This is a genomic window from Nonomuraea sp. JJY05 (assembly GCF_043496855.1).
Classification (GTDB): domain Bacteria; phylum Actinomycetota; class Actinomycetes; order Streptosporangiales; family Streptosporangiaceae; genus Nonomuraea.
Genome location: NZ_JBIEIS010000057.1, coordinates 16,435 through 40,498 on the forward strand (window position 1 = coordinate 16,435; position 24,064 = coordinate 40,498).

Consider the following 24,064-nt stretch of genomic DNA (forward strand, 5'->3'; position numbering starts at 1 on the left):
ACGGCTTTCAGACCGCTTGGAGTTCGACCACCCACCGCACGGCTTGGGCGACGGAGGACGTGGACAGCTTGAACGGTGAGTCGTCACCGATCTCGTTGGCGATCGCGCCGGGATTGATCAGCGTGGTGCGGACCCCGTTGGGGCGCTCTTCCAGCAGGAGCACCTCGGCCAGCGCTTTGAGGGCCGCTTTGCCGGCGCAGTAGGCCGCGCCGCCCTCGAAGTAGCGGCTGCCGGCGTGGCTGCCCATCAGGACGATGCTGCCCCGGCCTGAGCGCAGGTACGGCAGCGCCGCCTGGAGCAGCGGCAGCACGGAGACGATGTTGACGTCGAACGCGGCCCGCCAGTCGGGCAGGCTGAGCGTGCCGATCCGGCCCAGTGAGCGCGCCACCGCGTTGACGACGAGCGCATCGATGCGCCCCCGCCGGTGCGCGACCGTCTCGACGGCGGCCGTCACCGCATCAGCCGACTCCAGGTCGCACGGGGCCTCGGGGAGCCAGGGCTTGTCCGCCGAGGTGCGGTTGAGCCCCCATACGTCCCAGCCCGCCGCGTGGAGCTCAGCGGCGATGGCCAGACCGGTGCCCCGGTTGGCCCCGGTCACGATGGCGACCGGGTGGTGCGCCTGGGTCATGCCGGCAGCCTGCCGACCAGTTGGGACCAGACGGAGACGATGTGCTCATGGCCGGCCCCCTGCCGGAACAGGTCCTTGTCCAGCGAGTTGCCCTGGCGGTCGCGCAGCCGCATGCAGTCGGGCGATATTTCGGAGTTGATGATGAGATCGCCGTCGGCCCTCGAGCCGATGATGAGGCAGAAGTCCCAGAGATCGAGTGGTTCCAGCCACTTGCGGAGGCAGTCATTGCATTCTCGGGCAATGCGCCGGAACTCCTCTACATCCACTCCATAGGCCCACAGGTAGTCTTCACCGATGGGCTGGTCCTCGGGATCGATCCGGAAGTCGAACTTCACCACCGGGGGATGGAAGACATGGCCTTCGGGAAAGAGGCCGGGATACTTGCGCAGGGTCGATCCGACGGACCGGTTTTTGACGATGACTTCGAAGGGCGGAGCCGGCACGTAGTCGGCAAGATAGGTCGTCTCGCCGAGCCGCTCCCTGAACGCCGTGCGAATGCCGGCCGCGTGCAGCGCGCGGGCCGCGCGCTCGTAGAAGTCGAGGCGCAGGCGCGCCGTCGCCGGAACGAGTTCGTCGCGGTCGAAGGTGTGGCTGCGCAGGCTGGGGATGAGCTCGATCACGCAGGTGCCGTCGTCGCGCAGCCAGATCCTTTTGCTGCGGCCTTCGGCGGCAGGCGGGCCGGTAATGCCATTCTTTGGAGGGGTCACAGAACAGCATGGTCATTCGTATGGATGACGATGTCAAGCATAATTCAGAGTGGAAATACCAAGGCCTTTCAGGAGATATTCATAGATCAGGCCATTTGTATTTTCACCCGCCTCCTCCCTGGTGGATGAGTGAAATACGCGTCGATATCCGCCTTAAGCATGAGCCGCGCCGCAGGGAACGACCACGGCGGCCCGGGCTAACGTCGCGGCGTCCCGGTCCGATAACGCACCAGTGGCCCTTGCCGACCAGCCGCCCAGGAGACAGCCCATGAGCGACGATGTACGCGTCACGATCGAAGCGGTCCCCCGCGCGGGCCTGACCGCGCAGCAGCTGCGCCAGGCGGTCGCCGAGCACCCCGACGCGCTGGCCGCGCTCGAGGTCGCCGACCCCGAGCGGCTCACCGTGGCCTTCGCGCCCGGCCTCGGTCACGACCCCGGCGAGAACGCCCCGTTCCAGGCCACCGTGTTCGACCCGGTCGGCAACCGCGCCGTCGAGCTGCGCGGCACCCTCGACCGGCCCGAACGCGCCGAGCTGCGCCCCAGCGCCTACCGGCCGCAGCCCAGCCGCGAGGAGCTGGCGGCCGCCGCCGAGGTCCTGCGCGCCGACCCGCGCTTCCCGGCCGGCCAGGACGTGGTCGTCTACCGGCCCATGCCGCCGCTGGCCGACCTGGAGAACCCCGACGGCACCACCGTGCGCCGCCCCACCCTCGGCGTCTACACCCCCGGCGAGCCCACCGGGCTGCGCCACCGCATCGTCGCCGTCGACCTGGTCAACCGCGCCGTCGACTGGACCCCGTCCGGGATCAATGTGCGCATGCACCACGACTGCGAGCACAGCGTCCCCGAGGGCGTCGACGCGCTGACCGACCACGGCGGCCCCGACCAGGTACGGGTGCGCGTGCACCGCGGATCCACCGAGCTGTGGAACCTGCTGGTGGTCCGCCCGCGCGCCTCGGCCCCGCAGAACCCCGGAGTCGGCGGCGGCGTCGAGCTGCGCGAGGTGCGCTACCGCGGCCGGCTCGTGCTCCGGCAGGCCCACGTGCCCGTCCTGAACGTCGAGTACGAGGAGGGCACGACCTTCCGCGACGACGTCAGCTTCGAGACCCGCTTCAACGCGGTCGGCACGGACCCGGTCGGCTGGGGGTGGCGGTTGTGCGACAGCCCGCCCCGTACCATCCTCGAACGGCCCTCCACCGACGCCGGCAACTTCCAGGGCGTGGCCTTCCACCACGACGGGGAGCAGCTGCGGATCGTCAGCGAGCTGGCCGCCGGCTGGTACCGCTACGCCAGCGACTGGCGCCTGGCCGACAACGGCGACATCAGCCCCCGCTTCGGATTCGCCGCCACCGCCAACCCGATGACGTGCATGGTGCACCGCCACCACGCCTACTGGCGGCTCGACTTCGACATCGACGGCGCCGCCAACGACGTGATCGAGCAGATCGACGACACCGGCTCGATCATCCCCGAACCCGTGCCGATCATCCGCGAGACCTCCCGCAAGCGCCGCCACCCCGCCCTGTACTGGCAGGTGCGCGACAAGTCCTCGGGCCGCGGCTACCAGATCCACCCCGGCGACTTCGACGGCACCGCCGACGCCTACGGCGTGTCCGACCTGTGGTTCCTGCGCCACCACCCCCGCGAGCTCGACGACGGCAACCCCGGCCCGCGCGACCGCGCCGCCCTCAACCGCTTCCTCAACGGCGAGAGCCTGGACGGCACCAACGTCGTGGTCTGGTACGCCGGCCACTACTACCACGACCAGGCCCACCCGCAGCCGCACCAAGGAGAGCTGATAGGCCCGCGGCTGGTGCTCGTCTAACGGCTAATCTTGTCGCTCATGAGCCAGGTGGGACACGCGACGGCGCGCGCTCTGCTGCGCAGGCTGGCCGTCGAACAGGCCGAATGCAGGGTGCCGTCGCTGGCGGCGGCGATCGTGCGCGACGGGAGAGTGGCATGGTTCGGCGGGCGCGGCCGGGTGGACGGCGCGCCGCCGACCCCGGCCACCCAGTACCGGATCGGGTCGATCACCAAGAGCATGGTCGCCGTCGTGGTCATGCGGCTGCGCGACGAGGGCGCGCTGCGGCTGTCCGACCCGCTGCAGGCGCACCTGCCGGGCACCCCGCTGGGCCACCTGACCATCGCCCAGCTGCTGTCGCACACCGCCGGCCTGACCGCCGAGCCGCCCACCGCCTGGTGGGAGCGCACTCCCGGCGTCCCCGTCGCCGAGCTGCTGGAGCGCCTCGGGCCCGGCGAGCTCAAGCACCGGCCCGGGCGCCGCTTCCACTACTCCAACGTCGGCTTCGCCCTGCTGGGCGAGCTGGTGGCCAGGCTGCGCGGCACCGCCTGGCTCAAGGCGCTGCAGTCGGAGGTGCTCGACCCGCTCGGCATGAACGACACCACCGCCCGGCCGCGCGCCCCGCACGCCACCGGATACGCCGTCCACCCGTACGCCGACGTGGTGCTGGCCGAGCCGGAGCACGACGCCGAGGCGATGGGGCCGGCCGGGCAGCTGTGGTCCACGCCGCACGACCTGGCGCGATGGGCGGCGTTCCTGGGTGGCGACACCGCGGGGGTGCTGTGCGGCGACACGCTGGCCGAGATGCGCGAGCCGGTCGGGGTGGACGACGGGGACTCCTGGACCGTCGGGTTCGGGCTGGGCCTGCAGCTGTCGCGCCCCGGCGGGCGGCGCCTGGCGGGGCACAGCGGATCGATGCCGGGGTTCGTGGCCACGGTGTGGGCCGACCCCGCCGACGGGGTGGGCGTGCTGTTCATGGCCAACACCACCTCGGGGATGAACGGCTCGCTGCTGACCGACCTGCTGGACATCCTGGAGGAGTACGAGCCGCGGCTGCCGGACGAATGGCAGCCGGTCGCCGCCGATCCCGGGCTGCTGGCGCTGACCGGGCTGTGGCACTGGGGGCCCAAGCCGTACACGCTGCGGCTGCTGCCCGAGCGCGCCCTGTCGCTGGAGCCGGTCGGGGGCGGCGGGCGGGCCTCGCGGTTCGTGCCGCAGGCCGACGGGACGTGGCTGGGGCTGGACGGCTACTACGCCGGGGAGACGCTGCGGGTGGCCGCCGACCACCTCGACCTCAACACGTTCATCTTCACCCGCACCCCGTACGACCCGAAGGCGCCGGTGCCGGGCGGCGCCGGCGACTGGCAAGCCTGAGAGGCACGCCGCCACCAAGGTGGCAGCATGGTCGTGTGCGTGTGGCGATCCTGGGGCCGCTGGAGGTCGAGTCCGCCGCGGTCGGGGGCGCCCGGCTGCGCCGGCTGCTGGTGCGCCTGGCGCTGGCGGCCGGGCGCGCCGTCACCGTCGAGGAGCTGGCCGCCGACCTGTGGCCCGAGGAGCCGCCCGCCGACCCCGGCAACGCCCTGCAGTCGCTGGTCTCCCGCCTGCGCCGTACGCTGCCGGAGGCCGGCGCGCTGGTGTCGGTGCCGGGCGGCTACCGGCTGGAGGCCGACACCGACGCGGGCGAGTTCGACCGGCTCACCGCCCGGGCCAGGCAGCACGGCGACCCGGCGGTCAGGGCCGCGCTGCTGAAGCAGGCCCTCCTCCTGTGGCGGGGGGCCGCGCTGGGCGAGGTGGCGGCGGCCCCGTTCGCGCTCGGGTACGCCACGCGCCTGGAGGAGGCGCGACTGACGGCCGTCGAGGACCGCGCCGAGGCCGAGCTGGCCCTGCTCACCCGGCCCGGCCGCCCGCCGGATGATGGAGCCGGAACGCTGACGGCGCTGGCGAGCGAGCTCGGCGAGCTGGCCGCCCGCCACCCCCTGCGCGAGCGCCTGCACGCCCTGCGCGTCAAGGCGCTGCACGCCGACGGCCGGCGGGCCGAGGCGCTGGCCGCCTACGAGGAGTGCCGCCGCCACCTGTCCGACCAGCTCGGCGCCGACCCCGGCGCCGAGCTGCGCGAGGTGCATCTGGCCGTGCTGCGCTCCGAGCCGCCCCGCCCCCCGCGCACCAACCTGCGCGCGCCGCTGACCAGCTTCGTCGGCCGCGACGCCGAGCTGGCCCGCCTCCGCCGGCAGCTGGGCGCCGGCCGGCTGGTCACCCTGGTCGGCCCCGGCGGCGCGGGCAAGACGCGGCTGGCCACCACCGTCGCCGCCGAGCTCCTGAACGAGTACGGCGCTGTCTGGCTGGTCGAGCTGGCCCCCGTCACCGACCCCGCCGACCTGCCCCAGGCCGTGCTGGCCGCCCTGGGCAACCACTCGCTGATCGGCCACCCCATCCGCGCGGTCGACACCACCGCCGCCCTGGTCGAAGCCCTGTCGGGCGGGCAGGTGCTGCTGGTGCTCGACAACTGCGAACACCTCGTCGAGGCCGCCGCCCACCTGGCCGAGGAGCTGCTGGGCCGCTGCCCCTCGCTGCGCGTCCTGGCCACCGGCCGCGAACCCCTGGGCATCCTCGGCGAGACCCTCAGCCCCGTGCCGCCCCTGCCGCCCGAGCCGGCCGTGCGGCTGCTGGCCGAACGCGCCGCCGCCACCAGCCCCGGCCTGAGCATCGAGCCCGCCGTGGCCGCCGAGATCTGCCGCCGCCTCGACGGGCTGCCGCTGGCGATCGAGCTGGCCGCCGCCCGGCTGCGCACCCTGACGCCCCAGCAGCTGGCCGCCCGGCTCGACGACCGCTTCCTGCTGCTGACCGGCGGCAGCCGTACGGCACTGCCCCGCCACCAGACGCTGCGCGCGGTCGTCGCCTGGAGCTGGGACCTGCTGAACGGGCCCGAGCGCCGGCTGGCAGAGCGGCTGGCGGTCTTCTCCGGCGGGTTCGACCTGGCCGCGGCCGAACACGTCGGCGGCAGCCTCGACCTCGTCGCCGCGCTGGTGGACAAATCCCTCGTCCAGCCCGCCGACGACGGCCGCTACCGCATGCTCGAGACCATCAGGGAGTACGGGCTCGAACGCCTGGCCGCCGACGGCCGGATCGCCGCCGTCCGCGCCCGGCACGCCGCCTACTTCCGCGACCTGGCCGAACACGCCGAGCCGCGGCTCCGCGGCCGTGACCAGCTCACCTGGATCGCCCGCCTGCTGGCCGACCACGACAACATCCTGGCCGCGCTGCACTACGCCGTCGACAGCGCCGACGCCGCAACCGCGATCCGCCTGGCCGCCGCCATGGGCATCTTCTGGACCATCCGCGGCACCCGCGCCGAGTCGGCCGGCTGGATCGGCCGGGCGCTGGACGTACCCGGTCAGACGCCCGCGCGGGAGCGGCTGATCGCCACCGCCGTCTACGTCATCAACGCCAGCCTCGACGGCCGCCAGACCATGGTCGGCCCGGCGGCGCGCGAGCTGCGCCGGGCCGCGAGCCTGCAAGAAGGGGACGAGGCCGAGCACCCGGTGCTGGCGATGCTGCAGCCGGCGCTGGCGCTGTTCACCGACGACGCCGAACTCGGCCTCGCGGTGATCGAGCAGCGGCTGTCGCACCCCAACCCGTGGACGCGCGGCATGCTCTACGTGACCAGGGCCGCGCTGAGGGAGAACGGCGGCGACATGGCCGGCTCGCGGGCCGACCTGCTGGCCGGCTGCGCCGAGCTGCGGCAGGCCGGCGAACGGTGGGGGCTGTCGATCGCGCTGACGTCGCTGGCCGAGACGCATGCCGTGTTCGGGGACTTCGACCGGGGGCTGGAGGCCATGGACGAGGCCGTACGGCTGCTGCTGGAGCTCAACCCCGACTCCGACGTCGCACACCAGCGGGTCTGGCAGTCCTCCATCCTGGTGCGCAAAGGGGACCTGGAGCGGGCCAGGACCGTGCTGCGGGCGCTGACCGACGCGCCGGAGGGCCGGGGGACGCCCGCCCGCAACGTCGCGTTCGCGCATGTCGAGCTGGGCCATCTGGCCCGCCAGGAGGCAGACCTGCGGGCCGCCGAGCGCCACTACGCCGCGGCCGGGCACGCCATGGAGGACGGGACGGCGATCGCGCCGCAGTTCCGCGCGCTGCTGCTGGTCGGGCAGGCCCACCTGGCGGTGGCCGCGCACGACCACGAGACGGCGGCCCGCCACGCGCGGCGGGCGGCCGAGCTGGTGATGGCGGCGGCCGACATGCCGGTCCTGGCGCGGGTCGCGGTGGCCGTGGCGGAGCTGCGCGCGGCACGCGGCGACCTGCTGGCGGGGGCCACCGCGCTCGGCGCCGCCGAACAGCTGCGCGGCGCGCCCGACGCCGCCAACCCCGACGTGGCCCGCGTGGCGGTGCGCCTGCGCGAGAGCCTCGGCGAGGAGGCTTTCGCCGCCGCCTTCGCCCGCGGCCGCGCCCTCGACCGTGCCCGCGCCGTGGAGCTGGCCACCGGAGGAGCTTGATGAGGTACGTGTACGCGGGCGCCGCCCTGCATGTCCCGGCGCCGCCGGAGCAGGTGTTCGCGCTGATCACCGACTGGCGGCGGCACCGGGAGTGGATGTTCATGACCGACGCCCGCCAGGTCGGCGAGCACGCGGTCGAGGCCTACACCGGGGTGCGGCCGTTCGGATTCCTCGACACCATGACGATCACGACCTGGCAGCCGCCGACCCTGGTGCTGGTCACCCACACGGGCCGGTTCGTGCGCGGCCATGGCGCCATCCGGATCCGGCCCGAGGACGGCGGTAGCCGCGTGATCTGGGCCGAGCGGCTGCGGCTGCCGTTCGGGCCGCTGGGCCGGGCCCTGTGGCCGCTCGTCCGGCCTGTCAGCGTCGCCCTCCTGCGCCACTCGTTGCGCAACCTGTCCGGCCTGCTGACCTCGGGAACCCAGGAGGCGCGGGCGGTGTAGACAGGGCATGGCTTCCTGCACCAGACGCCAAGCGATCACGCTGGGCGGCGCCGCGGCCGTTCTGGCGGCCTGCGCCCCCGACGAGCGGCCGGGGCCCCAGCCCTCGCCCGCCAGAGCCGCCCGGCCCGGCCGGCTGTTCGCCGAGACCGCCGCCGGGCTGGCCGTCGTCGACCTGGCCACCGGCGCGCTCCGCGCCAGCTACCCCGGAGGGGTGGCCGAGCCGCGCTGGGCCAGGCTCTACCAGCTCCACGACGGCCACCTGCGCACCTACCAGGCCGGCACCGGCATCCTGATCGACGACCTGGCCGTCGCTCCGGCCGGCGAAGGGCCGCCGCGGATCAAGGCCGTCTCCATGGGCCTGGCCGCGCTCGGCCCGCCGCCCGGCCCGCGTGCCCGCACCACGATCACCCTGGCCGACGCCGGGCGGCGGCGCACCCTCCACCTCGACGGCAACGTCGAGCCGGAGGCCTTCTCCACCGACGGCAGCGCCATGTACGTCCTGGACCGCCTGCCCGCCTCGGCGCCCGACCGCTACCGGGTACGCGTCTACGACCTGGACAGCGGCAAGCTGGGTGCCCTGCAGACCCGCGACAAGCGGCAGATCCCGCCCGGCCAGGAGGAGGAGATGCGCGGCCAGGGCCGCCAGGCCGTCTTCGACCCCGGCCAGAACGTCCTGTTCACCCTCTACACCCACCAGGACGACCACCTGCACACCCGCGACCTGAAGGCGGGCCGCGACCTCAGCCCCGGCGTGCACGCCTTCGTACACGTCCTGCACCTCGACCAGCGCTGGGCGTTCTGCCTGGACCTGCCCACCCCGTTCGGGCTCGGCCCGGCCGAGGCGCACACGCTGGCGCTGGAGGGGCAGCGGCTGTACGTGTTCGACGCCTCCACCGGGCGCGCGGTCCTGGCCTCGACCACGGACCTGACGATCGTCCGGTCCGGCCTGGCGGGCGCCCCCACGGTGGCGGCCGGGGAGGCGTTCTCGGCGGCGGGCGGCGGGCGGCTGTTCCTGGCGGCGGGCCGGCGGCTGCTGGTCTGCGACGGCGCCACGCTCGCCCGGCAGGCCGCCTGGGACCTGCCGGGTCCGGCGCGCGGGCTGGCGTACCTGAACGGGGAGCTGCTGGCCGGCGCGGGCGAGCAGGTGCTGCGTCTGGACCCGCGCAGCGGCGCCCGCCTCGGCGCCGTCGCGCTGCCCGGCCTGCGCGCGCTCCGCCACGCCGAACCCGCCGCCGGCTGAACCCGCGAAGGTCAGGTGCCGACCGCCTGGCGGGCCACCGCGGCGGCGAAGGCGGCGATCACCGGGTGCGGGCGCCGCCCGTCACCCGCCAGCTCCGGCTGGAACAACGTGCCGAGGAAGAACGGGTGACCGGGCAGCTCGGCCGCCCGCACCGCCCCGTCGTCGGCGTGCGCGGAGAACACCAGGCCGTGCTCGGCCAGCGTCCGGGTGTAGGTCTCGTTGAGGCCGTAGGAGCAGATGTAGGACTCCATCGTGACGGACTCGCCCATGATCTGCTCCATCAGCGTCCCGGGCGAGATGCGCACCCGCCCCTCGTGCCCGGCCAGCGAGCACGCCAGCGGCGTCAGCAGGAAGTCGCGTGCGTCCGGCTCGTTCTCCGCGTGCGCCACGTCCAGCGCGCACACGTGCCGCGCGAACTCCAGCAGCAGGTGCTGGAACCCGGCGCACGTGCCCAGGAGCGGGATCCGATGCTCCCGGGCGACGCGCGCCGCCTCCACGGCGCCTTCCTCGTCCCGGTACGGGCTGCCGGGCACGATCCAGATGCCGTCGAAGCGCTCCAGGCCGGACACGTCGGTGGTGGCGATCCAGTACGGGTCGAGCGCGATGCCGTCCCGCTCCCGCAGCGCCTCGAGGACCAGCGGGATCCGGGCGTGCGAACGAACGCTGGGGGACCGATCCCCCACGAGGGCGATTTTCATGCCCTCATCCTGACCGCGACGCCTGCTTAAGCGCCAACGATGATTTCTGCATCTGCTATAAGCAACACTGATGGATCCTCATTTGCTGACCACGTTCGTGACCGTCGCCCGGCACGGCTCGTTCTCCGCGGCCGCCGCCGAGCTCGGCTACACCCAGTCGGCCGTCTCCCAGCAGATCGCCGCGCTGGAGAGCGACCTCGGCCTGCCGCTGCTGCTGCGCCGCCCGGTCGAGCCCACCGAGGCCGGCCGGCGGCTGCTGGAGCACGCCGGGCCGCTGTTGCTGCGCCTGCGCGCGGCCCGCGCCGACGTGCTGCGCGCCGCCGCCCGGCCCGGGCACCGGCTGCGGCTGGCCGCCACTCCGCTGGCCGTCAATCCCGTCGTGGCCGCCCGGCTGGCGCGGGCGCGTGCCGGCAACCCGCGCCTGGAGGTGAGCCTGCACACCTGCGGGCGCGACCAGGCCGTCGCGATGGTCGCCGAAGGGCAGGCCGACCTGGGCCTGGCCGACGGGCTGGCCGCCCCGTCCGACCCGCTGCGGCTGCTGGACGCCGGGCCGATGGCGGCCGTCGGGGTGAGCGAGGAGGAGCTGGTCGTGGTCCTGCCCGCCGGCCATCCCCTGGCCGGCCGGGCGGCGCTGGGGCTGGCCGACCTGGCGGACGCGCGCTGGCTGCAGACCCCGCTGTGCCCGCTGGCCCGGCTGCGCGACCTGGTGGGCGACGGGTTCCCGGTGGGGCTGGACTATCACGGGGACAACGTGCACACCGTGCTCAACCTGGTCGCCGCCGACCACGGCCTGACCCTGCTTCCCGCCTCCGCCGTGTCCGGGGAAGCGCCGGCCGCGTGCGGGGTGCCGCTGGCCGCGCCCCGGCTGGTGCACCGCGTCGAGCTCCTGCACGGCGCCCTGCCGCCAGGCCCGGCGGCCGACCTGGCCGCCGTCCTGTCCGGCTGACAGCGGCGCCTACCGCCGCCGCGCCTGAACGCTCACCCGCTGACCAGCGCCGCCGGGTCGCGTTCCGGCGGGCCGGCGGGCCACCACTCCCCCTCGACCTGCGCGAAGGGGTACCAGCGGCCGTCGCGGCCGTAGCGCAGTTGCAGGGGGCCGAGGGTCCAGCGGTTGCGCCACGCCTCCAGCGGCGGCGGCTGCTCGCCCTCCCAGCCGGCCTCCAGCAGGGCCTGCGACCTGGCCAGGTCCTGGCGGGGCGGCGTCCAGGCGTGCTCGAGCACCTCCAGGCCGGGCGCGCCGCCGTACCGCCAGGCCCGCACGGCCGCCTCCAGCCCGAGGTCCAGGTCGTGGTCGGCGGCCAGGCGTACCCGGTCCTGGTGTTCCGACAGCTCCGGGAGCCGCCCGTGGAGCAGCACCTCGCGCGCCCGCCAGGCGGCCGAGGCGGTGAGCACTTCCAGGGCGGCCACGTCCACGCCCGGCGCCGGGTCCAGCACGGGCGGGGCGAAGGCGACCTCGAACGGCGGGGGTTCGGGCAGCGCGGGCACGCCCGCCGCGAACGCCTGCACCGCCGGCGTCGCCACGGCCGCGGCCGGCGCCGGGGCCGGCACGGGCGGGGCCGCGCGCCCCTGCAGGGCCTCCAGCAGCTCCTGCTCGCCGCGCCCGCGCATCAGCAGCAGCACGAACGGGTCCGCGTCCAGCAGCCACGACGCCTGGTAGCACAGGGCGGCCGCGTGCTTGCACGGATGCCCCCAGTCCGGGCAGGAGCACTCCGGCTCCAGGTCCCCGACGGCCGGCAGCAGTGGCACGGCGGCGTCCTCGGCGGCCGCCACCAGGTCGTGCGGCATGTCGCGGTCGAGCAGGGCCGCGATGTGCCCGCTCTTGGCGGCCACCTGATCGAGGAAACGTTCCCATGCGGCGTCGGTGAGCTGCTCGACGCGTACGACGGTGTCGTACTCGCTCTCGGTCACGGCGGCGATGCGGCCGGGGCTGACGGTGATGGGGCCGACCTGGCCGGTCTTGGCGTACGCGCGGCCCTTGCGCAGCAGCCCCTGGTCCAGCGAGGTGTCCTCCATGGCCTTGACCCAGGCCCGCCCCCACCAGGAGGTGGCGAAACGGGCTCCGGCGCGTTGCGGCGGGAAGGCGGCGAAGCCGCGGGCGGCGGTCATCTGAGCTCCACGAGGGCGGCGAGTTCGGCGTCGGTCAGCTCGGTCAGGGCGGCTTCCCCGGAGGTCAGCACAGCTTCGGCCAGCGCGCGTTTGGCGGCGAGCATCTCGGCGATGCGGTCCTCGATCGTGCCCTCGGCGATCAGCCGGTGCACCTGGACGGGCCGGGTCTGGCCGATGCGGTAGGCGCGGTCGGTGGCCTGGTCCTCGACGGCGGGGTTCCACCAGCGGTCGTAGTGGATGACGTGGTCGGCGCGGGTGAGGTTCAGGCCGGTGCCGGCGGCCTTGAGCGACAGCAGGAACACCGGCGGCCGCCCGTCCTGGAAGCGCGCGACCATCTCCTCGCGGCGGGCGACCGGGGTGCCGCCGTGCAGCAGCTGGCTGGCCACGCCCCTGGCGGTCAGGTGCCGCTCCAGCAGGCGGGCCATGGTGACGTACTGGGTGAACACCAGCACCGCGCCGTCCTCGGCCACGATGGTGTCGACCAGCTCGTCCAGCAGCTCCAGCTTGCCCGAGCGGCCGGCCAGGCGCGGCGCGGCCTCGTGCAGGTACTGGGCGGGGTGGTTGCAGATCTGCTTGAGCCCGGTCAGCAGCTTGACGATCAGGCCGCGCCGGGCCATGCCGCTGGCTTCGGCGATCTGGGCCATGCTCTCGCGTACGACGGCCTCGTACAGGCCGGCCTGCTCGGTGGTGAGCGCGACCGGGCGGTCGGTCTCCGTCTTGGGCGGCAGCTCCGGCGCGATGCCGGGATCGCTCTTACGGCGCCGCAGCAGGAACGGCCCCACCAGCCGCGACAGGCGTTCGGCCGCCCCGCTGTCGCCGGACTCGACCGGTTTGGCCCACCGCGCCCTGAACCTGCCCAGCGGGCCCAGCAGCCCCGGCGTGGTCCAGTCGAGGATGGCCCACAGCTCCGACAGGTTGTTCTCCACGGGGGTGCCGGTCAGCGCGACGCGCGCGGCGGCCGGGATCTCGCGCAGGGCCTTGGCGGTGCCGGAGGCGGGGTTCTTGACATGCTGGGCCTCGTCGGCCACCACCAGGCCCCACGGGTGCGCGGCCAGGCGGGCCGCGTCCAGGCGCATGGTGCCGTACGTGGTCAGCACGAACCCTTCATCAGGCAGCGTTCGCTGGGTCCCGTGGAAGCGGCGCACCGGCACGCCCGGCGCGAACTTGGTGATCTCCCGCTCCCAGTTGCCCAGCAGCGAGGCCGGGCAGACCACGAGCGTGGGCCCGGCGCCGTCGCCGGCGCGGTGCAGGTGCAGGTGCAGGTGCAGGGCGATCAGCGTGATCGTCTTGCCCAGGCCCATGTCGTCGGCCAGGCAGCCGCCCAGCCCCAGCGAGGTCATCTGGGCCAGCCAGCGCAGCCCGGCCAGCTGGTAGTCGCGCAGTGTCGCCGCCAGCCCTTCCGGAGGGCCGGCGTCGGCGGGTTCGCTCAGGCGTTCGCGCAGGTCGCGCAGCCAGGCGGTGGGCTCCACGGCGACCTGCTCGCCCTCGACCTCGACCGAGCCGGTCAGGGCCGCGCCCAGCGCCTCGATGCCGGTCAGGGGCTTGAGGTCGCGCTGGCGGGCCTTGCGGGCCAGGTCGGGGTCGATGAGGACCCACTGGTCGCGCAGCCGCACCACCGGGCGGTGGGCCTCGGCGAGCCGGTCCATCTCGGCCGCGCTCAGGCGCTCGCCGCCGAGCGCGAGCTGCCAGTTGAAGCTGGCCAGGTGCTGCCCGCCGAGGAACGACGGCAGGTCTGACGGTTTGGTGTCACGCTCGCCGATGACGGCGCGCGCGCTCAGGCCGCGCACCAGGGCCTTGGGCCAGTGCACCTCGACGCCGGCGGCGGCCAGGCGTTCGGCGGCACCGGCGAGCAGCTGCTCGACGTCGCCGTCGGTGAGGGCGAGCTCGTCGGGGACGGCGCTGTCGAGCAGCCGTTCCAGGCGCGGCCAGGTACGGGCGGCCCGGCGCACGGCCAGCGTGGCCTCGATCCTGGCGCGCGGGCCGAAGCCCGCGTCGCGGCCCTGCCACAGGTCGGCCGCGTCGATGACGAGGGAGGGGTCGGCCAGGCTGTGCAGCTGGACGATCGCGCGGAACTCGGCGGCGGCCAGGTCGTCGGCCTCCAGGCGCAGCGACAGCCGTACGCCCGAGTCGAGGCCGGCCGCGACCTCCTCGGCCCAGGGGCGCAGGTGTGGCACCTTGACGGGCTTGACGGCGGCGAAGGCGATGGTGCCGGTGGCCCGCACGGCGCCGGGCGAGCGCGGCATGGCGTCGGCGACGGCGTCGAGGAACGCGCGCACGAGCGGCTCGGCCTCCGGCAGCCACAGCTCGGCCTGCTGTCCGGGCTGGAGGGGGATGGCGCGGGCCGCGGCGGGCATGGCGGCGGCCAGCTCGCGAACCCGCTGGATGTCGGCGGCGTCGAGCGGGCCCGCGCGCCACGAGTCGTGCTCCCCCGCCGACACTCCCGGCAGGATGCGGCCCCGGGTGACCAGCTGGAGCGCCACCAGCGCGGCCGCGCCCCAGAAGCGCGCCGCCGGGTGGGCCCGCGGGTCCATGCGCGCCCTGGCCAGCCCCGCCACCGCCTCCCCCACCGGGACGAGGGTGGCCGCGACCTCGCGCGTGCGCACGGTGCCGTCGTGCTCCTCGGCCACGGTCACCGCGGACGGCCCGTCCGGGTCGAGGAAGGTGATATGACCGGACCTGGGTGGGTCGCCGGGTTGGAAGACTGCCGCGTGCCGGGTCAGGTTGCTCACGACCGTACAGTGTACGGTACCTGGGGGTGGGGTTTACCGCACCCCGCAATCAGAAGTCCGCCTCATTCCAGGCATATCCGATCATGCCTAGGCTTTACCCTATGACTGATTGGCTGGTTGGACTGATGGAGACTCTCGGCGCGCCCGGGGCCGGGCTCGCGATCGCGCTGGAGAACCTCTTCCCTCCCCTGCCCAGCGAGGTGATCCTGCCGCTGTCGGGCTTCACCGCGTCCAGAGGCGAGATGGACCTGCTGGACGTGCTGGTGTGCACGACCCTCGGCTCGGTGATCGGGGCGCTGGCGCTGTACTGGGTGGGGGCGCTGCTGGGCCGCGAGCGCACGCTGGCCATCGCCGCCAAGCTCCCGCTGGTCAAGCCCGCCGACATCGAGAAGACCGAGGCGTGGTTCCTCAAGCACGGCCGCAAGACGGTGTTCTTCGGGCGGATGATCCCCATCTTCCGCAGCCTCATCTCCGTGCCGGCGGGCGTCGAGCGGATGCCGCTGCTGTCGTTCACGCTTCTGACCGCCACCGGCAGCCTGATCTGGAACACCATCTTCGTGATGGCCGGCTACCTGCTGGGCGAGAACTGGTCGCTGGTGGAGACATACGTCGGCATCGGCTCCAAGGTGGTGCTCGGGCTGGTGGTGCTGGCACTCGTGGTGTTCGTCGGGGTGCGGCTGGCCGAGCGGCGCAAGGGCAGGCATGCGAGTCGCCGCTGAAGGGCTGCGGCTGCTGGGCGCGGTGACGCTGGGCGCCGTCACCGCGCTGGCCGAGCTGGTCTTCCTGCTGCTGGCGCTGCCGCTGCAGGGCAATGCGCACGTCGCCGCCGCGGCCCGCCGGCTGGCCCGCCTCGAAGCACGCCGCCTGCGCCTGGACCCCGACGCCCTCCAGGACGGCAGGCCCGTGCCCTATCTGGCCGCCCGCGTCCCGGTGGGGGTGCTGGGCGGGCTGGTGATCATGTTGCTCGTGTTCGGGGCCGGCTTCGCCGTCCTCATCCTCACCGCCTGGGCGCGCGGCGAGCGGTTCGACGGGATGGCACCCTCGCTCCCCCTGATCGCCTACTTCGCGATCTCCGGGATCGTCCTGCTGTTCCTCGACCTGTCGGGCGTGGTGGGCGTGCACGCCCTGGAACGGCGGCTGGCGGTGCGCATGCTCGCCCCCGACCCGACCCGGGCCCTCGAACGCCGGATCGCCGAACTGTCCGAGAGCCGCGCCGGCATCGTGGCCGCCGTGGACTTCGAACGCCGACGGATCGAGCGCGACCTGCACGACGGGCTGCAGCAGCGCCTGGTGGCGCTGTCGATGCTGGTCGGACGGGCCAAGCGGGGCCGGCCCGAGCTGCTGGAGCAGGCGCACCAGGAGGCCCAGCAGGCGCTGGCCGAGCTGCGCGAGGTGGCCTGGCGGGTCTATCCCGCCGGCCTGGACACCTTGGGCCTGGGCGAGGCGCTGGCGGGGGTGGCCGAACGGTCGAGCGTACCGGTCAAGGTAGCCTGCGACCTGCGGCGTCGGCCGCCGATGGCGGTGGAGACGGCGGCGTACTTCGTGGTGTGCGAGGCCGTCACCAACGCCGCCAAGCACGCCGGCGCCATGCTCATCACGGTCGAGGTGCACGAGGAGGACGCTGCGGTGCTCGTACGGGTGCGAGACGACGGCGCGGGCGGCGCGCAGGCGGCGGGCGGCGGCCTGTCGGGGCTGGCCAGACGGGTGGCGGCGCTGGACGGCGGCTTCGAGGTGAGCAGCCCGGTCGGCGGGCCGACCACGATCACGGCGGTGCTGCCGTGCGGGTGATCCTGGCCGAGGACTCCACGCTGCTGCGCGAGGGCCTGGTGCGGCTGCTGCTGGAGGAGGGCCACGAGGTCCCATCCGCGGTCAGCGACGGCGACGCGCTGGTCACCGCGGTGGCCGAGCACCGGCCGGACATCGTGGTCGTGGACGTCCGCATGCCGCCGACCCACACCGACGAGGGCCTGCGAGCGGCCCTGGAGATCAGGCGCCGCTGGCCCGCCGTGAAGGTGCTGGTGCTGTCGCAGTACGTGGAGAAGCGGTACGCCACCGAGCTGATGAGCGCGGACGTCGAAGGCGTCGGCTACCTGCTCAAGGACCGGGTGGCGCAGGTCGGCGACTTCCTGGACGCGCTGGAGCGGGTGGGCGCGGGCGGGGCGGCCTTCGACCCGGAGGTGGTGCGGCAACTGCTGGCCCGTACGACACAGGTCGATTCCCTGTCCCGGCTGACGGCACGGGAGCGGGAGGTGCTGGAACGGATGGCACAAGGGCTGACCAACGCCTCGATCGCCCAGGCGCTGCACGTGTCGCAGAGCGCGGTGGAGAAGCACGTGAACTCGTTGTTCGACAAGCTTCAGCTGTCGCACACGACCGGCTACAGCCGCCGGGTGCTGGCCGTGCTGCACTTCCTGGAGTCCTGACCTGCCGTTTTGTCTGGTGAAATGGTGGGGCATTCCACCAGACAAGGAGCCGAACCCCTCATGGTGAAGACCGTCGCGGCCAAGCTGCTCATCAAGCCGGGGTCCCGGGTGTGGGTCTCCGACGCCGCCCACCTGCCGCTCATCGAGCCGCTGCCCGACGGCGCCGCGCACGTCGAGGACCTCAAGGAGGCGGACGTGGCGCTCGTCTTCGCCGCCGACGCCGCCTCGGCACGGCAGCTCCTCGACCGCCATCGCGACCAGGTGAGCGCGCCGCCGGTGCTGTGGATCGCCTACCCCAAGGGAAACAGGTCCGACATCAACCGCGAGACGCTCTGGCCGATCGTGGGCGAGTACGGGCTGCGGCCCAACGGGCAGGTGGCGGTGGACGAGGTGTGGTCGGCGCTCCGCTTCCGCGCCCTCAAGGACGGCGAGCCCCCGTTCACGGGCGGCCGCTGACCGGCGCGTCGGGGACCGGGGCGTGGGTCTGGACGCCGTCACATCCGTTGGCAGGGTCCACTCCAGTCATACTTGATCTTCAGTCACCACCTGGATCACTCACCACCTGGATGTACGGCATGCGCCCCCTCATCGTCGCCTTAGCCCTGCTCACCGCCGCTCCCGCCACCGCCCACGCCCGGACAGCCGAACCCGACCCGGTGGCGGGCCTGCGTTCGCTGCTCGCCCGCGGTGCCGGCGCGACGGCCGAGTTCTACGGCCAGGCCTCCACGGACCTGTCCAAGGAGGTGCGGCTGAGCAACGGCAGGCGCACCTTCATCGGGTGCGGCATGGGAGTGCGCGGAACCAGCAAGGTCAAGCTGGGCCGGGCGGGCGTGGTCGCCTCGGAGCACACCCGGCAGCTCAGCGTGGAGAGCAAGGAGCTGATGGTGGAGGAGGCAGCCAAGGACCCCTACTTCGCCGGCGTGCTCGCCACGATGGGGACGCTGCGCACGATCAGCGTGGGCGGCTGGCAGTACCAGCTCGCGCCGGGGGCGAAGACCTGGGTGCGTACCGGCCGCGCCGGCGGTGCCGCGGCCGCGTACGGCGACCAGTTCGTCAACGTCCTGGAGCCGGCCACACTGCGCAAGCTGCTGGCCACCAAGACCCGCAAGAGCGTCGGGCCCTGGACCACCGATCACACCACCGGCCGCAAGCAGCGGATCTACAACCTGACCGGGACGATCAAGCTCCAGGAGCTCTATCGCGTCTCCCCCAGCTTCCGCGAGGCCGCGGGGACGGCTGCCGTCCTCGGGACGTCTGAGGTGACGTGGACGTACATGTACGACGACCGCGGATGGCCGTACCGGGTCGGCTGGCGCTTCTACGCGCACCCGCGGCCCCAGGTCAAAGGGCTCGGGCACGACCGGATCCTGCGGGGTCACCTGGCCACGCAGTACCGGAACTGGGACAAGCCGATGACGATCACCGCGCCCGAGGCGAAGCCGGGCCGGGGCCTCGCGGTGGACGACCTCGCCGACGTCCTCAGCGCCCCCGCGCGCCGCAAGTGAGAGGCGCCACTTCATCCAGGGCCGCGCGCGGGCGTACGGCCACTGGGCCCCCATGGGTGCGCCCGCGCGGGGTCCGCTCCGGGTCGGTCAGGGTCGTACGTAGCGCCGGAACATGATTCCTGAGGCGAAGGAACGGTGCTCGACCAGGCGCAGCCGCAGTTGTTCTCGCACGGGCAGGTACGGCTTGCCGCCCCCGACGATCACGGGAGATGCGTACACCCAGAACTCGTCGATCAGGTCCACCAGGGAGGCGGCCAGCTCGGGGCCGCCGAGCTGGAGGGTGCCGTCGATCTCCTGCTTGAGGCGCGTCACCACGGACGCGGCGTCCTTACGACGAACGATCGTGAGCCCTTCGGGGACAGTCTGGAGGGTGTCGGAGAAGACGTACCGCGGCGTCTCCTTGTAGATCTGCGCGAACTCCCGCTCGAGGGCCGGGGCGCCCTCCTTGCCGAGGTCCTGCGTCCAGGGCTTTTCCATCGCCTCATACAGCCGCCGCCCGAACAGGAACGCCGCGATCCGGCGAACATGGTCGTTCGCCGCCTGCCGAAAGTCCTCGTCCGGGTCCATGAAGTCCATGCCACCGTCGGGATCCTCGATGTAGCCGTCGATCGAGGTGTTCATCCAGTAGATGACCTTGCCCATAAAACTCCTCCTTGGTCGCAGCGGTCGTCCGGAGTGGAGACCCGATGGAGCGCCGGAACTCATCGCAGGCAGGGCGGAGCTTTCCTGGATGGGCCGGGGCCGTCGGGGGCCGAGGTGAAGCGGCCTTCCTGGACGTCGGTGTCGTGGTGAAAACCTTCTCGCGCCGATTGGAGGCGGCGCGACCGGCCACGGCAAGGTCACCGACCACTCGATCGATGTCTTCAGCTTCGCTCAGCCCGGCGCTCGTCAGCCGGCCCACCCAGCTCACCGCTTTGGGGATCAGGCGAGGTGCCACCGGCGATGCGGTGTGGCCGGCGACTATCGTGCGGTGTATCCACCATCGACCGGAAGCGCGACGCCGGTGACGAAGCTCGCGCCCGGACCGCACAGCCACACAACGGCCGAGGCGATCTCCTCGGCCCTGCCGAGCCGTGCCATCGGAGTGGCGGCAAGGGCGGCGTCCATGTCCAGTTCCCCGGCGTGGACCATGCGCTCGACCATGGGAGTGATGACCGGCCGGCGGTGAGTCACGCCTCCCGGGTCCCGGGTTTGCCGAACCTCCACAGAAGGCCGACGGCGGCCACGACCGAGATCGCTTCACCGATCGGCAGGCTGATCCAGATTCCCGTGGGCCCGCGCATCCCGAGCGCCAGGACGAGCGGCACCTTGATGATCAACAGCGTGCCGATCGAGATCAGATACGACGGCGTGGCTCTTCCGAGAGCCTGAAAGTAGGCGGAGATCAGAGGCGGGATGCCGGCGAAGACGAATCCGATCGCGATGATGCGCAGCGCATCCACCGTGACGGCCGCCGTTTCCGGATCGCCGATGAACAGTCCCACGAGCGGCCGCGCGAGCAGGGCGATAAGCGCCGCGGTTGTCGCCCCGTAGATGACGGTGGCGCGCAGGGCCAGCGTGAGGGTCCGGTTGACGCGGCCGCTCAGCCGGCGGCCGGCGTTGTAGCCGACGATCGGCTGAATACCCTGGGTGATGCCGATCTGCGGCGTGAACACGAAGGTCTGCACCCGCGCGCACACCGCGTAAGCGGCCAGAGCGACCGCGCCAGTGGCGGCGAGGGTCGTGTTGATCAGGGCTGCCAGCAACGTGGCGCCGAACCCGGCGAGGAAGGACGGGGCGCCCACCGCGAGCACGACCCCGATCGTCGCCGCCCTCGGGCGCAGGTCAGCCGGCCCGATCCGGTACGGCCGGCCGCGCTGGACGAAGAAGAACCACATCGCCATGCCGGCCGACACGGCCTGGCCACCGACCGTGCCGAGAGCCGCGCCGGCGACACCCAGGCCGCAGACGAAGATCAGCAGCGGATCGAGGACGATCTGCACCAGCACGGGTACGACCCACAGCATCGTCGAGAACCGCAGCCGCCCTTCCGCGCGCACAAGAGCCGAGAACCCGGTCGAGAAGATCGCTCCCCCGATGATCACTGCCGCGTAGGGCCGCGCGTATTCGATCGTCGGACCGGATGCACCCAGCAAGGCCAGCAGCGGATCGAGCGCGAGCAGGCCGGCCACGGTGACGGACAACGCCACGAGCCAGAACACGACGAACGCGTTTCCCGCGGCGCGCGCGGCCTGATCGGGCCGGCCGGCACCGAGCATGCGCGAGACCACGGACGCGCCGCCGACGCCGACGGTCGTCGAGACCGCACCCAGCATCAAGATGATCGGTGCGACGAGGTTGACCGCGGCCAGCGCTGTCTCGCCGACACCTTGGGCGACGAACCAGGCATTGGTGAGTGCGTAGATCCCGTAAACGCCCACCGAGAGCGTCGTCTGCGAGCAGGTCCACCACAGCAGCCGCCCGATCGGGCGGCTGCCCAGCGATTGCGTGTGATCGCGCACAGCCGATCCGCGCCGGCCCATCAGCGTGTCACCGGGTACGGCCGAAGTTGTAAGTCGTGGTGGCGGTGTGACCGCGTCCGGCCTCCATGATCGGATCGCCGCAGACGGCACGCTCGTGGTCGAGGATGGGCACGATCTGACCATCGCGGATCATCGAGTTCTTCGTCCAGAGATCGACGTGAACGAAACTGGGCTCGGTCGCGGCATCGAGCGGATCTCGTCGTGGTCCCAGCCGATGTCGATCCGGACGTGGGCGCCATCGGTGAAACCGGCAGGGGTGACGGGATTTGTCGCACCGTGAGGCCAGGGCCACGTTGTTGGTCAAATAGGATCACGGCTGGTGGACTCCTTCCGATCGGTGAGGTAGCGGCGCGGTTCGGGGTGGCAACCTCCGCCCTGCGCTATTGGGACGAATGCGGCCTGCTGCCGGCGCCCGAACGCCGGTCAGGACGGCGTCATTACCGGGCCGAGGACCTGCACCGCATCGCTTCGATCCGGACGTGGCAGGAGACCGGCCTGATGAGCCTGGAAGAGATCGGCACGGTGACGGCCAGGACTGGCGGGCCGTGGTGCGAGGGCCGAGACCGGCGCACTCTGAGTAGTCAGCCGGTGCCGCTCTGAGCCCTTGGATGACGGCCGAAGTCCGTGGCGAGCCAGGTCGCGAGGTCCTCGGCCGGCCGGCCGCGGTCGCCGGAGCCCGCTTCCCCCGCCTCCGGCTCCCGCACGCGGTCGAGGCGGAACACCCGCCAGTCGTCGGCGTCGAGGTCGTGGGCGAGCACGTACCAGCGTCCGCGGGCGTAGAGGCACCGCACCGCCTCCACCCTCCGCCGGCTGACGGCCCCGTGCCGGTCGCGGTAGACGAACCGCAGCACGAGGTCCTGATCGGCCGCGCGGAGCAGCACCGCCAGGGTCGAGGGTTCCACGCCCTCGTGCTCGCCGCCGACGTTCTCGCTGCCCGCGGCGGCGGCGTCCAGGACGGTGCGCAGCCGCCGCGGGAGCACCTGCGACAGCTTGGCCAGCGCCCGGTACGCGGCGTCCCCGGCCAGGATTCCCTCGACCATGCGCAGGGCCGCCACCAGAGCCACGACCTCGTCGTCCTGGAAGACCAGCGGCGGCATCCGGCTCCCCGGGCGCAGCGCGTAGTGGCCACCCGGCCCGGGCCGGCTCTCGACGGCGTAGCCGAGGCTCTGCAGGCGGGCCACGTCGCGACGCACGGTGCGGGTGCTGACCTCGAGACGCCCGGCGAGCTCGGAAGCCGACCAGCTCGGCCGGGCGGCCAGCAACTCCAGCAGCCGGAGGGTCCGCCCGGCGGGATCGCCGTCGGCGGGGACGAAGTCGGTCATGACTCTAGTGTCGCCACAATCGCGGACAGGATCCGGCCACATCTCCCCGTACGGTGGACGTCATGGAGATCGCTATCACAGCACCGTCCGGCAACGTCGGCCGCTTCCTGGTCGGTCACCTGGTCCGCGCCGGTGTCCGTCCGCGGCTGCTGAGCCGCCACCCCGAGCAGCCCCGCGCGACCTGGGGCGACCTCGTCGACGCCCGCGAGGTCGACCTGCGGGACGCCGCGGCCGTCACCGAGGCGACCCGCGGCGTCGACGCGCTGTTCCTGATCGTGCCGCCCGGCGAGGCCGACGACCCCGTCGCGGCGTACGCCGAGGTCGGCGAGATCGTCGCCGCCGCGGTCGCCGAGAACCGCATCCCCCGCACCGTCCTGCAGAGCAGCGTCGGAGCGGAGCTGCGCGAGGGCGCCGGGGAGATCGACGGGCTGGCCCGCGTCGAGGAGACGCTGGACCGGGTCGTCGCCAAGGACGCCGGTCTCGCCGTCACCCACCTGCGGTGCGGCTACTTCTTCAGCAACCTGCTGTTCGAGCTCGACAGCATCCGCTCGGGCACCGTGCCCGTGCTCCTGCCCACCGGCAAGCCGTTCTCGTGGGTCGCTCCGGCCGACATCGCCGCGGTGGCCGCGTCCCTGCTGCTGCGCGCCGACTGGTCGGGACGCCTGGTGCAGGGCGTGCACGGGCCACAGGATCTGTCCTGGGACGACGCCCTGGCCGTGGTCGGCGACGTCCTGGGTCGTACGGTCACCGCCCACCGCGTCGCCGACGACGACATGCGCGCCACGCTGGCCGGCGCCGGCATGTCCCCGGCGCAGGTCGAGGCCATCACGGGCATGTCGACCGGACTGCGCGAGGGATTCGTCCCAGAGCAGCCGCGGACCCCCGTGACCACGACCGACACGACGCTCGGAGCATGGGCCTGGGCCGAACTCCGTCCCGCCCTCGACGCGACCGGGTGACGACCACTACCTGGTGTCAGAACCTCCGGTACGCCGGCGGCGGGACCGCCCGATCGGGGGCGACCTGCTCGGCGAGCTCAGCGGACACCTCGACGGGGATATCGCGGGCACCGGGAATGTGCTCGGCGGCGAAGGCCTAGGCCGGCAGCCCCTCCACCAGTTGCACGGCCCCGGGCTCCAGGAGCGCGAGCAGGTCCTCGCGGCTGATGCGGTCCATCACGATCGCCTCTTCGGACTCAGAGCGCAGCCACAGTGTCGGCCACCGCACGGGCGGCGTTGTCCGGGCTGAAGACGAGCTCCAGCCGCAGCCGGATGTGCTCGGGCCGTGCCACGCCCTGCACCGCCTCGGCGAACAAGGCGTCGAACTCCGCCGCGCGCAGCGGCTGCTCTGCGGTGGGCAGCGTGCAAGCGGAGGGGGCCCATCCCAGGTCAAGGGCAACGTTCTGAGTCATACCTCGACGGCGAACCTGTACCTAGGTACCGAA

Annotated in this window: 25 protein-coding genes; 13 read left to right on the forward strand and 12 right to left on the reverse strand. The window is 73.2% G+C overall.

Features of this window, described 5'->3' with window-relative positions; translation table 11 throughout:
* Positions 1-7 precede the first annotated feature (7 nt).
* Together ACFKCF_RS53175 and ACFKCF_RS53180 are read right to left on the reverse strand one after the other, a co-directional pair.
* Positions 8-628 carry an SDR family oxidoreductase gene (locus ACFKCF_RS53175; RefSeq protein WP_394504004.1) on the reverse strand — a complete coding sequence of 207 codons (621 nt, stop codon included), beginning with the start codon at positions 626-628 and terminating at the stop codon, positions 8-10.
* A complete protein-coding gene (locus tag ACFKCF_RS53180) occupies positions 625-1,335 on the reverse strand; it encodes a phosphoribosylaminoimidazolesuccinocarboxamide synthase (RefSeq protein ID WP_394504006.1) in 711 nt (236 codons plus the stop codon). Before ACFKCF_RS53180 ends, ACFKCF_RS53175 begins: the two co-directional genes overlap by 4 nt.
* A 268-nt stretch (positions 1,336-1,603) precedes the next feature.
* Between ACFKCF_RS53180 and ACFKCF_RS53185 the strand changes: the two genes are divergently transcribed.
* From ACFKCF_RS53185 to ACFKCF_RS53205, 5 genes are read left to right on the forward strand one after another with little or no spacing between them, the layout of a single operon-like run.
* The gene (locus ACFKCF_RS53185; RefSeq protein ID WP_394504008.1) at positions 1,604-3,157 is read left to right on the forward strand and encodes a hypothetical protein; all 1,554 of its coding nucleotides are present in this window, start codon (positions 1,604-1,606) and stop codon (positions 3,155-3,157) included.
* 18 nt (positions 3,158-3,175) lie between these two features.
* Positions 3,176-4,507: a serine hydrolase domain-containing protein gene (locus tag ACFKCF_RS53190; protein ID WP_394504009.1), complete on the forward strand. Its 1,332-nt coding sequence runs from the start codon at positions 3,176-3,178 to the stop codon at positions 4,505-4,507.
* Between the two features lie 35 nt (positions 4,508-4,542).
* Positions 4,543-7,629: a BTAD domain-containing putative transcriptional regulator gene (locus tag ACFKCF_RS53195; RefSeq protein WP_394504011.1), complete on the forward strand. Its 3,087-nt coding sequence runs from the start codon at positions 4,543-4,545 to the stop codon at positions 7,627-7,629.
* Complete coding sequence (locus ACFKCF_RS53200; RefSeq protein ID WP_394504013.1) at positions 7,629-8,075, forward strand: SRPBCC family protein; 447 nt, start codon at positions 7,629-7,631, stop codon at positions 8,073-8,075. Before ACFKCF_RS53195 ends, ACFKCF_RS53200 begins: the two co-directional genes overlap by 1 nt.
* A 7-nt stretch (positions 8,076-8,082) precedes the next feature.
* Positions 8,083-9,315 carry a hypothetical protein gene (locus tag ACFKCF_RS53205; RefSeq protein ID WP_394504015.1) on the forward strand — a complete coding sequence of 411 codons (1,233 nt, stop codon included), beginning with the start codon at positions 8,083-8,085 and terminating at the stop codon, positions 9,313-9,315.
* Between the two features lie 11 nt (positions 9,316-9,326).
* Here the strand turns inward: ACFKCF_RS53205 and ACFKCF_RS53210 are convergent, their stop codons facing one another.
* Positions 9,327-10,013, reverse strand: coding sequence for a gamma-glutamyl-gamma-aminobutyrate hydrolase family protein (locus ACFKCF_RS53210; protein ID WP_394504017.1), 687 nt, complete (start codon positions 10,011-10,013; stop codon positions 9,327-9,329).
* Positions 10,014-10,083: 70 nt separating this feature from the next.
* Between ACFKCF_RS53210 and ACFKCF_RS53215 the strand changes: the two genes are divergently transcribed.
* Positions 10,084-10,959: a LysR family transcriptional regulator gene (locus ACFKCF_RS53215; protein WP_394504018.1), complete on the forward strand. Its 876-nt coding sequence runs from the start codon at positions 10,084-10,086 to the stop codon at positions 10,957-10,959.
* A gap of 32 nt (positions 10,960-10,991) precedes the next feature.
* Here the strand turns inward: ACFKCF_RS53215 and ACFKCF_RS53220 are convergent, their stop codons facing one another.
* Together ACFKCF_RS53220 and ACFKCF_RS53225 are read right to left on the reverse strand one after the other, a co-directional pair.
* Positions 10,992-12,119 (reverse strand): SWIM zinc finger family protein, encoded by a 1,128-nt coding sequence (locus tag ACFKCF_RS53220; RefSeq protein ID WP_394504019.1) that lies wholly within the window; start codon positions 12,117-12,119, stop codon positions 10,992-10,994.
* Positions 12,116-14,848, reverse strand: coding sequence for a DEAD/DEAH box helicase (locus ACFKCF_RS53225; protein WP_394504021.1), 2,733 nt, complete (start codon positions 14,846-14,848; stop codon positions 12,116-12,118). Before ACFKCF_RS53225 ends, ACFKCF_RS53220 begins: the two co-directional genes overlap by 4 nt.
* Positions 14,849-14,949: 101 nt before the next feature.
* Here ACFKCF_RS53225 and ACFKCF_RS53230 point away from each other — a divergent pair, with 101 nt between their 5' ends.
* The 5 genes from ACFKCF_RS53230 to ACFKCF_RS53250 all read left to right on the forward strand — a co-directional run bounded on the left by ACFKCF_RS53230 (position 14,950) and on the right by ACFKCF_RS53250 (position 18,776).
* Positions 14,950-15,567 (forward strand): DedA family protein, encoded by a 618-nt coding sequence (locus ACFKCF_RS53230; protein ID WP_394504023.1) that lies wholly within the window; start codon positions 14,950-14,952, stop codon positions 15,565-15,567.
* Positions 15,551-16,636, forward strand: a complete 1,086-nt coding sequence (locus tag ACFKCF_RS53235) for a sensor histidine kinase (protein WP_394504024.1) — start codon at positions 15,551-15,553, stop codon at positions 16,634-16,636. The genes ACFKCF_RS53230 and ACFKCF_RS53235 overlap by 17 nt, the downstream gene beginning before the upstream one ends.
* The gene (locus ACFKCF_RS53240) at positions 16,627-17,271 is read left to right on the forward strand and encodes a response regulator (RefSeq protein ID WP_394504026.1); all 645 of its coding nucleotides are present in this window, start codon (positions 16,627-16,629) and stop codon (positions 17,269-17,271) included. Before ACFKCF_RS53235 ends, ACFKCF_RS53240 begins: the two co-directional genes overlap by 10 nt.
* Positions 17,272-17,331: 60 nt before the next feature.
* A complete protein-coding gene (locus ACFKCF_RS53245) occupies positions 17,332-17,727 on the forward strand; it encodes a hypothetical protein (protein WP_394504028.1) in 396 nt (131 codons plus the stop codon).
* A gap of 119 nt (positions 17,728-17,846) precedes the next feature.
* Positions 17,847-18,776: a hypothetical protein gene (locus ACFKCF_RS53250; RefSeq protein WP_394504030.1), complete on the forward strand. Its 930-nt coding sequence runs from the start codon at positions 17,847-17,849 to the stop codon at positions 18,774-18,776.
* Positions 18,777-18,863: 87 nt separating this feature from the next.
* On the opposite strand, the gene ACFKCF_RS53255 is transcribed toward ACFKCF_RS53250, so the two are convergent.
* The 4 genes from ACFKCF_RS53255 to ACFKCF_RS53270 all read right to left on the reverse strand — a co-directional run bounded on the left by ACFKCF_RS53255 (position 18,864) and on the right by ACFKCF_RS53270 (position 21,431).
* The gene (locus tag ACFKCF_RS53255; RefSeq protein WP_394504032.1) at positions 18,864-19,418 is read right to left on the reverse strand and encodes a dihydrofolate reductase family protein; all 555 of its coding nucleotides are present in this window, start codon (positions 19,416-19,418) and stop codon (positions 18,864-18,866) included.
* 318 nt (positions 19,419-19,736) lie between these two features.
* Positions 19,737-19,982, reverse strand: coding sequence for an SDR family oxidoreductase (locus ACFKCF_RS53260; RefSeq protein ID WP_394504033.1), 246 nt, complete (start codon positions 19,980-19,982; stop codon positions 19,737-19,739).
* On the reverse strand, positions 19,946-21,277 hold the full coding sequence (locus tag ACFKCF_RS53265; protein WP_394504035.1) for an MATE family efflux transporter: 1,332 nt from the start codon (positions 21,275-21,277) through the stop codon (positions 19,946-19,948). Before ACFKCF_RS53265 ends, ACFKCF_RS53260 begins: the two co-directional genes overlap by 37 nt.
* A gap of 28 nt (positions 21,278-21,305) precedes the next feature.
* Complete coding sequence (locus ACFKCF_RS53270; protein WP_394504036.1) at positions 21,306-21,431, reverse strand: hypothetical protein; 126 nt, start codon at positions 21,429-21,431, stop codon at positions 21,306-21,308.
* Positions 21,432-21,574: 143 nt separating this feature from the next.
* Here ACFKCF_RS53270 and ACFKCF_RS53275 point away from each other — a divergent pair, with 143 nt between their 5' ends.
* Positions 21,575-21,898 carry a MerR family transcriptional regulator gene (locus ACFKCF_RS53275; RefSeq protein ID WP_394504095.1) on the forward strand — a complete coding sequence of 108 codons (324 nt, stop codon included), beginning with the start codon at positions 21,575-21,577 and terminating at the stop codon, positions 21,896-21,898.
* Here ACFKCF_RS53275 and ACFKCF_RS53280 read toward each other — a convergent pair.
* Complete coding sequence (locus ACFKCF_RS53280; protein WP_394504037.1) at positions 21,880-22,620, reverse strand: helix-turn-helix transcriptional regulator; 741 nt, start codon at positions 22,618-22,620, stop codon at positions 21,880-21,882. The two genes, ACFKCF_RS53275 and ACFKCF_RS53280, sit on opposite strands and share 19 nt — an antisense overlap.
* A gap of 62 nt (positions 22,621-22,682) precedes the next feature.
* Here ACFKCF_RS53280 and ACFKCF_RS53285 point away from each other — a divergent pair, with 62 nt between their 5' ends.
* Positions 22,683-23,579 carry an NAD(P)H-binding protein gene (locus ACFKCF_RS53285; protein ID WP_394504039.1) on the forward strand — a complete coding sequence of 299 codons (897 nt, stop codon included), beginning with the start codon at positions 22,683-22,685 and terminating at the stop codon, positions 23,577-23,579.
* A 136-nt stretch (positions 23,580-23,715) separates the two neighbouring features.
* On the opposite strand, the gene ACFKCF_RS53290 is transcribed toward ACFKCF_RS53285, so the two are convergent.
* The gene (locus ACFKCF_RS53290; protein WP_394504041.1) at positions 23,716-23,847 is read right to left on the reverse strand and encodes a hypothetical protein; all 132 of its coding nucleotides are present in this window, start codon (positions 23,845-23,847) and stop codon (positions 23,716-23,718) included.
* Positions 23,816-24,031, reverse strand: coding sequence for a hypothetical protein (locus ACFKCF_RS53295; protein ID WP_394504042.1), 216 nt, complete (start codon positions 24,029-24,031; stop codon positions 23,816-23,818). The genes ACFKCF_RS53290 and ACFKCF_RS53295 overlap by 32 nt, the downstream gene beginning before the upstream one ends.
* Positions 24,032-24,064: the final 33 nt, after the last annotated feature.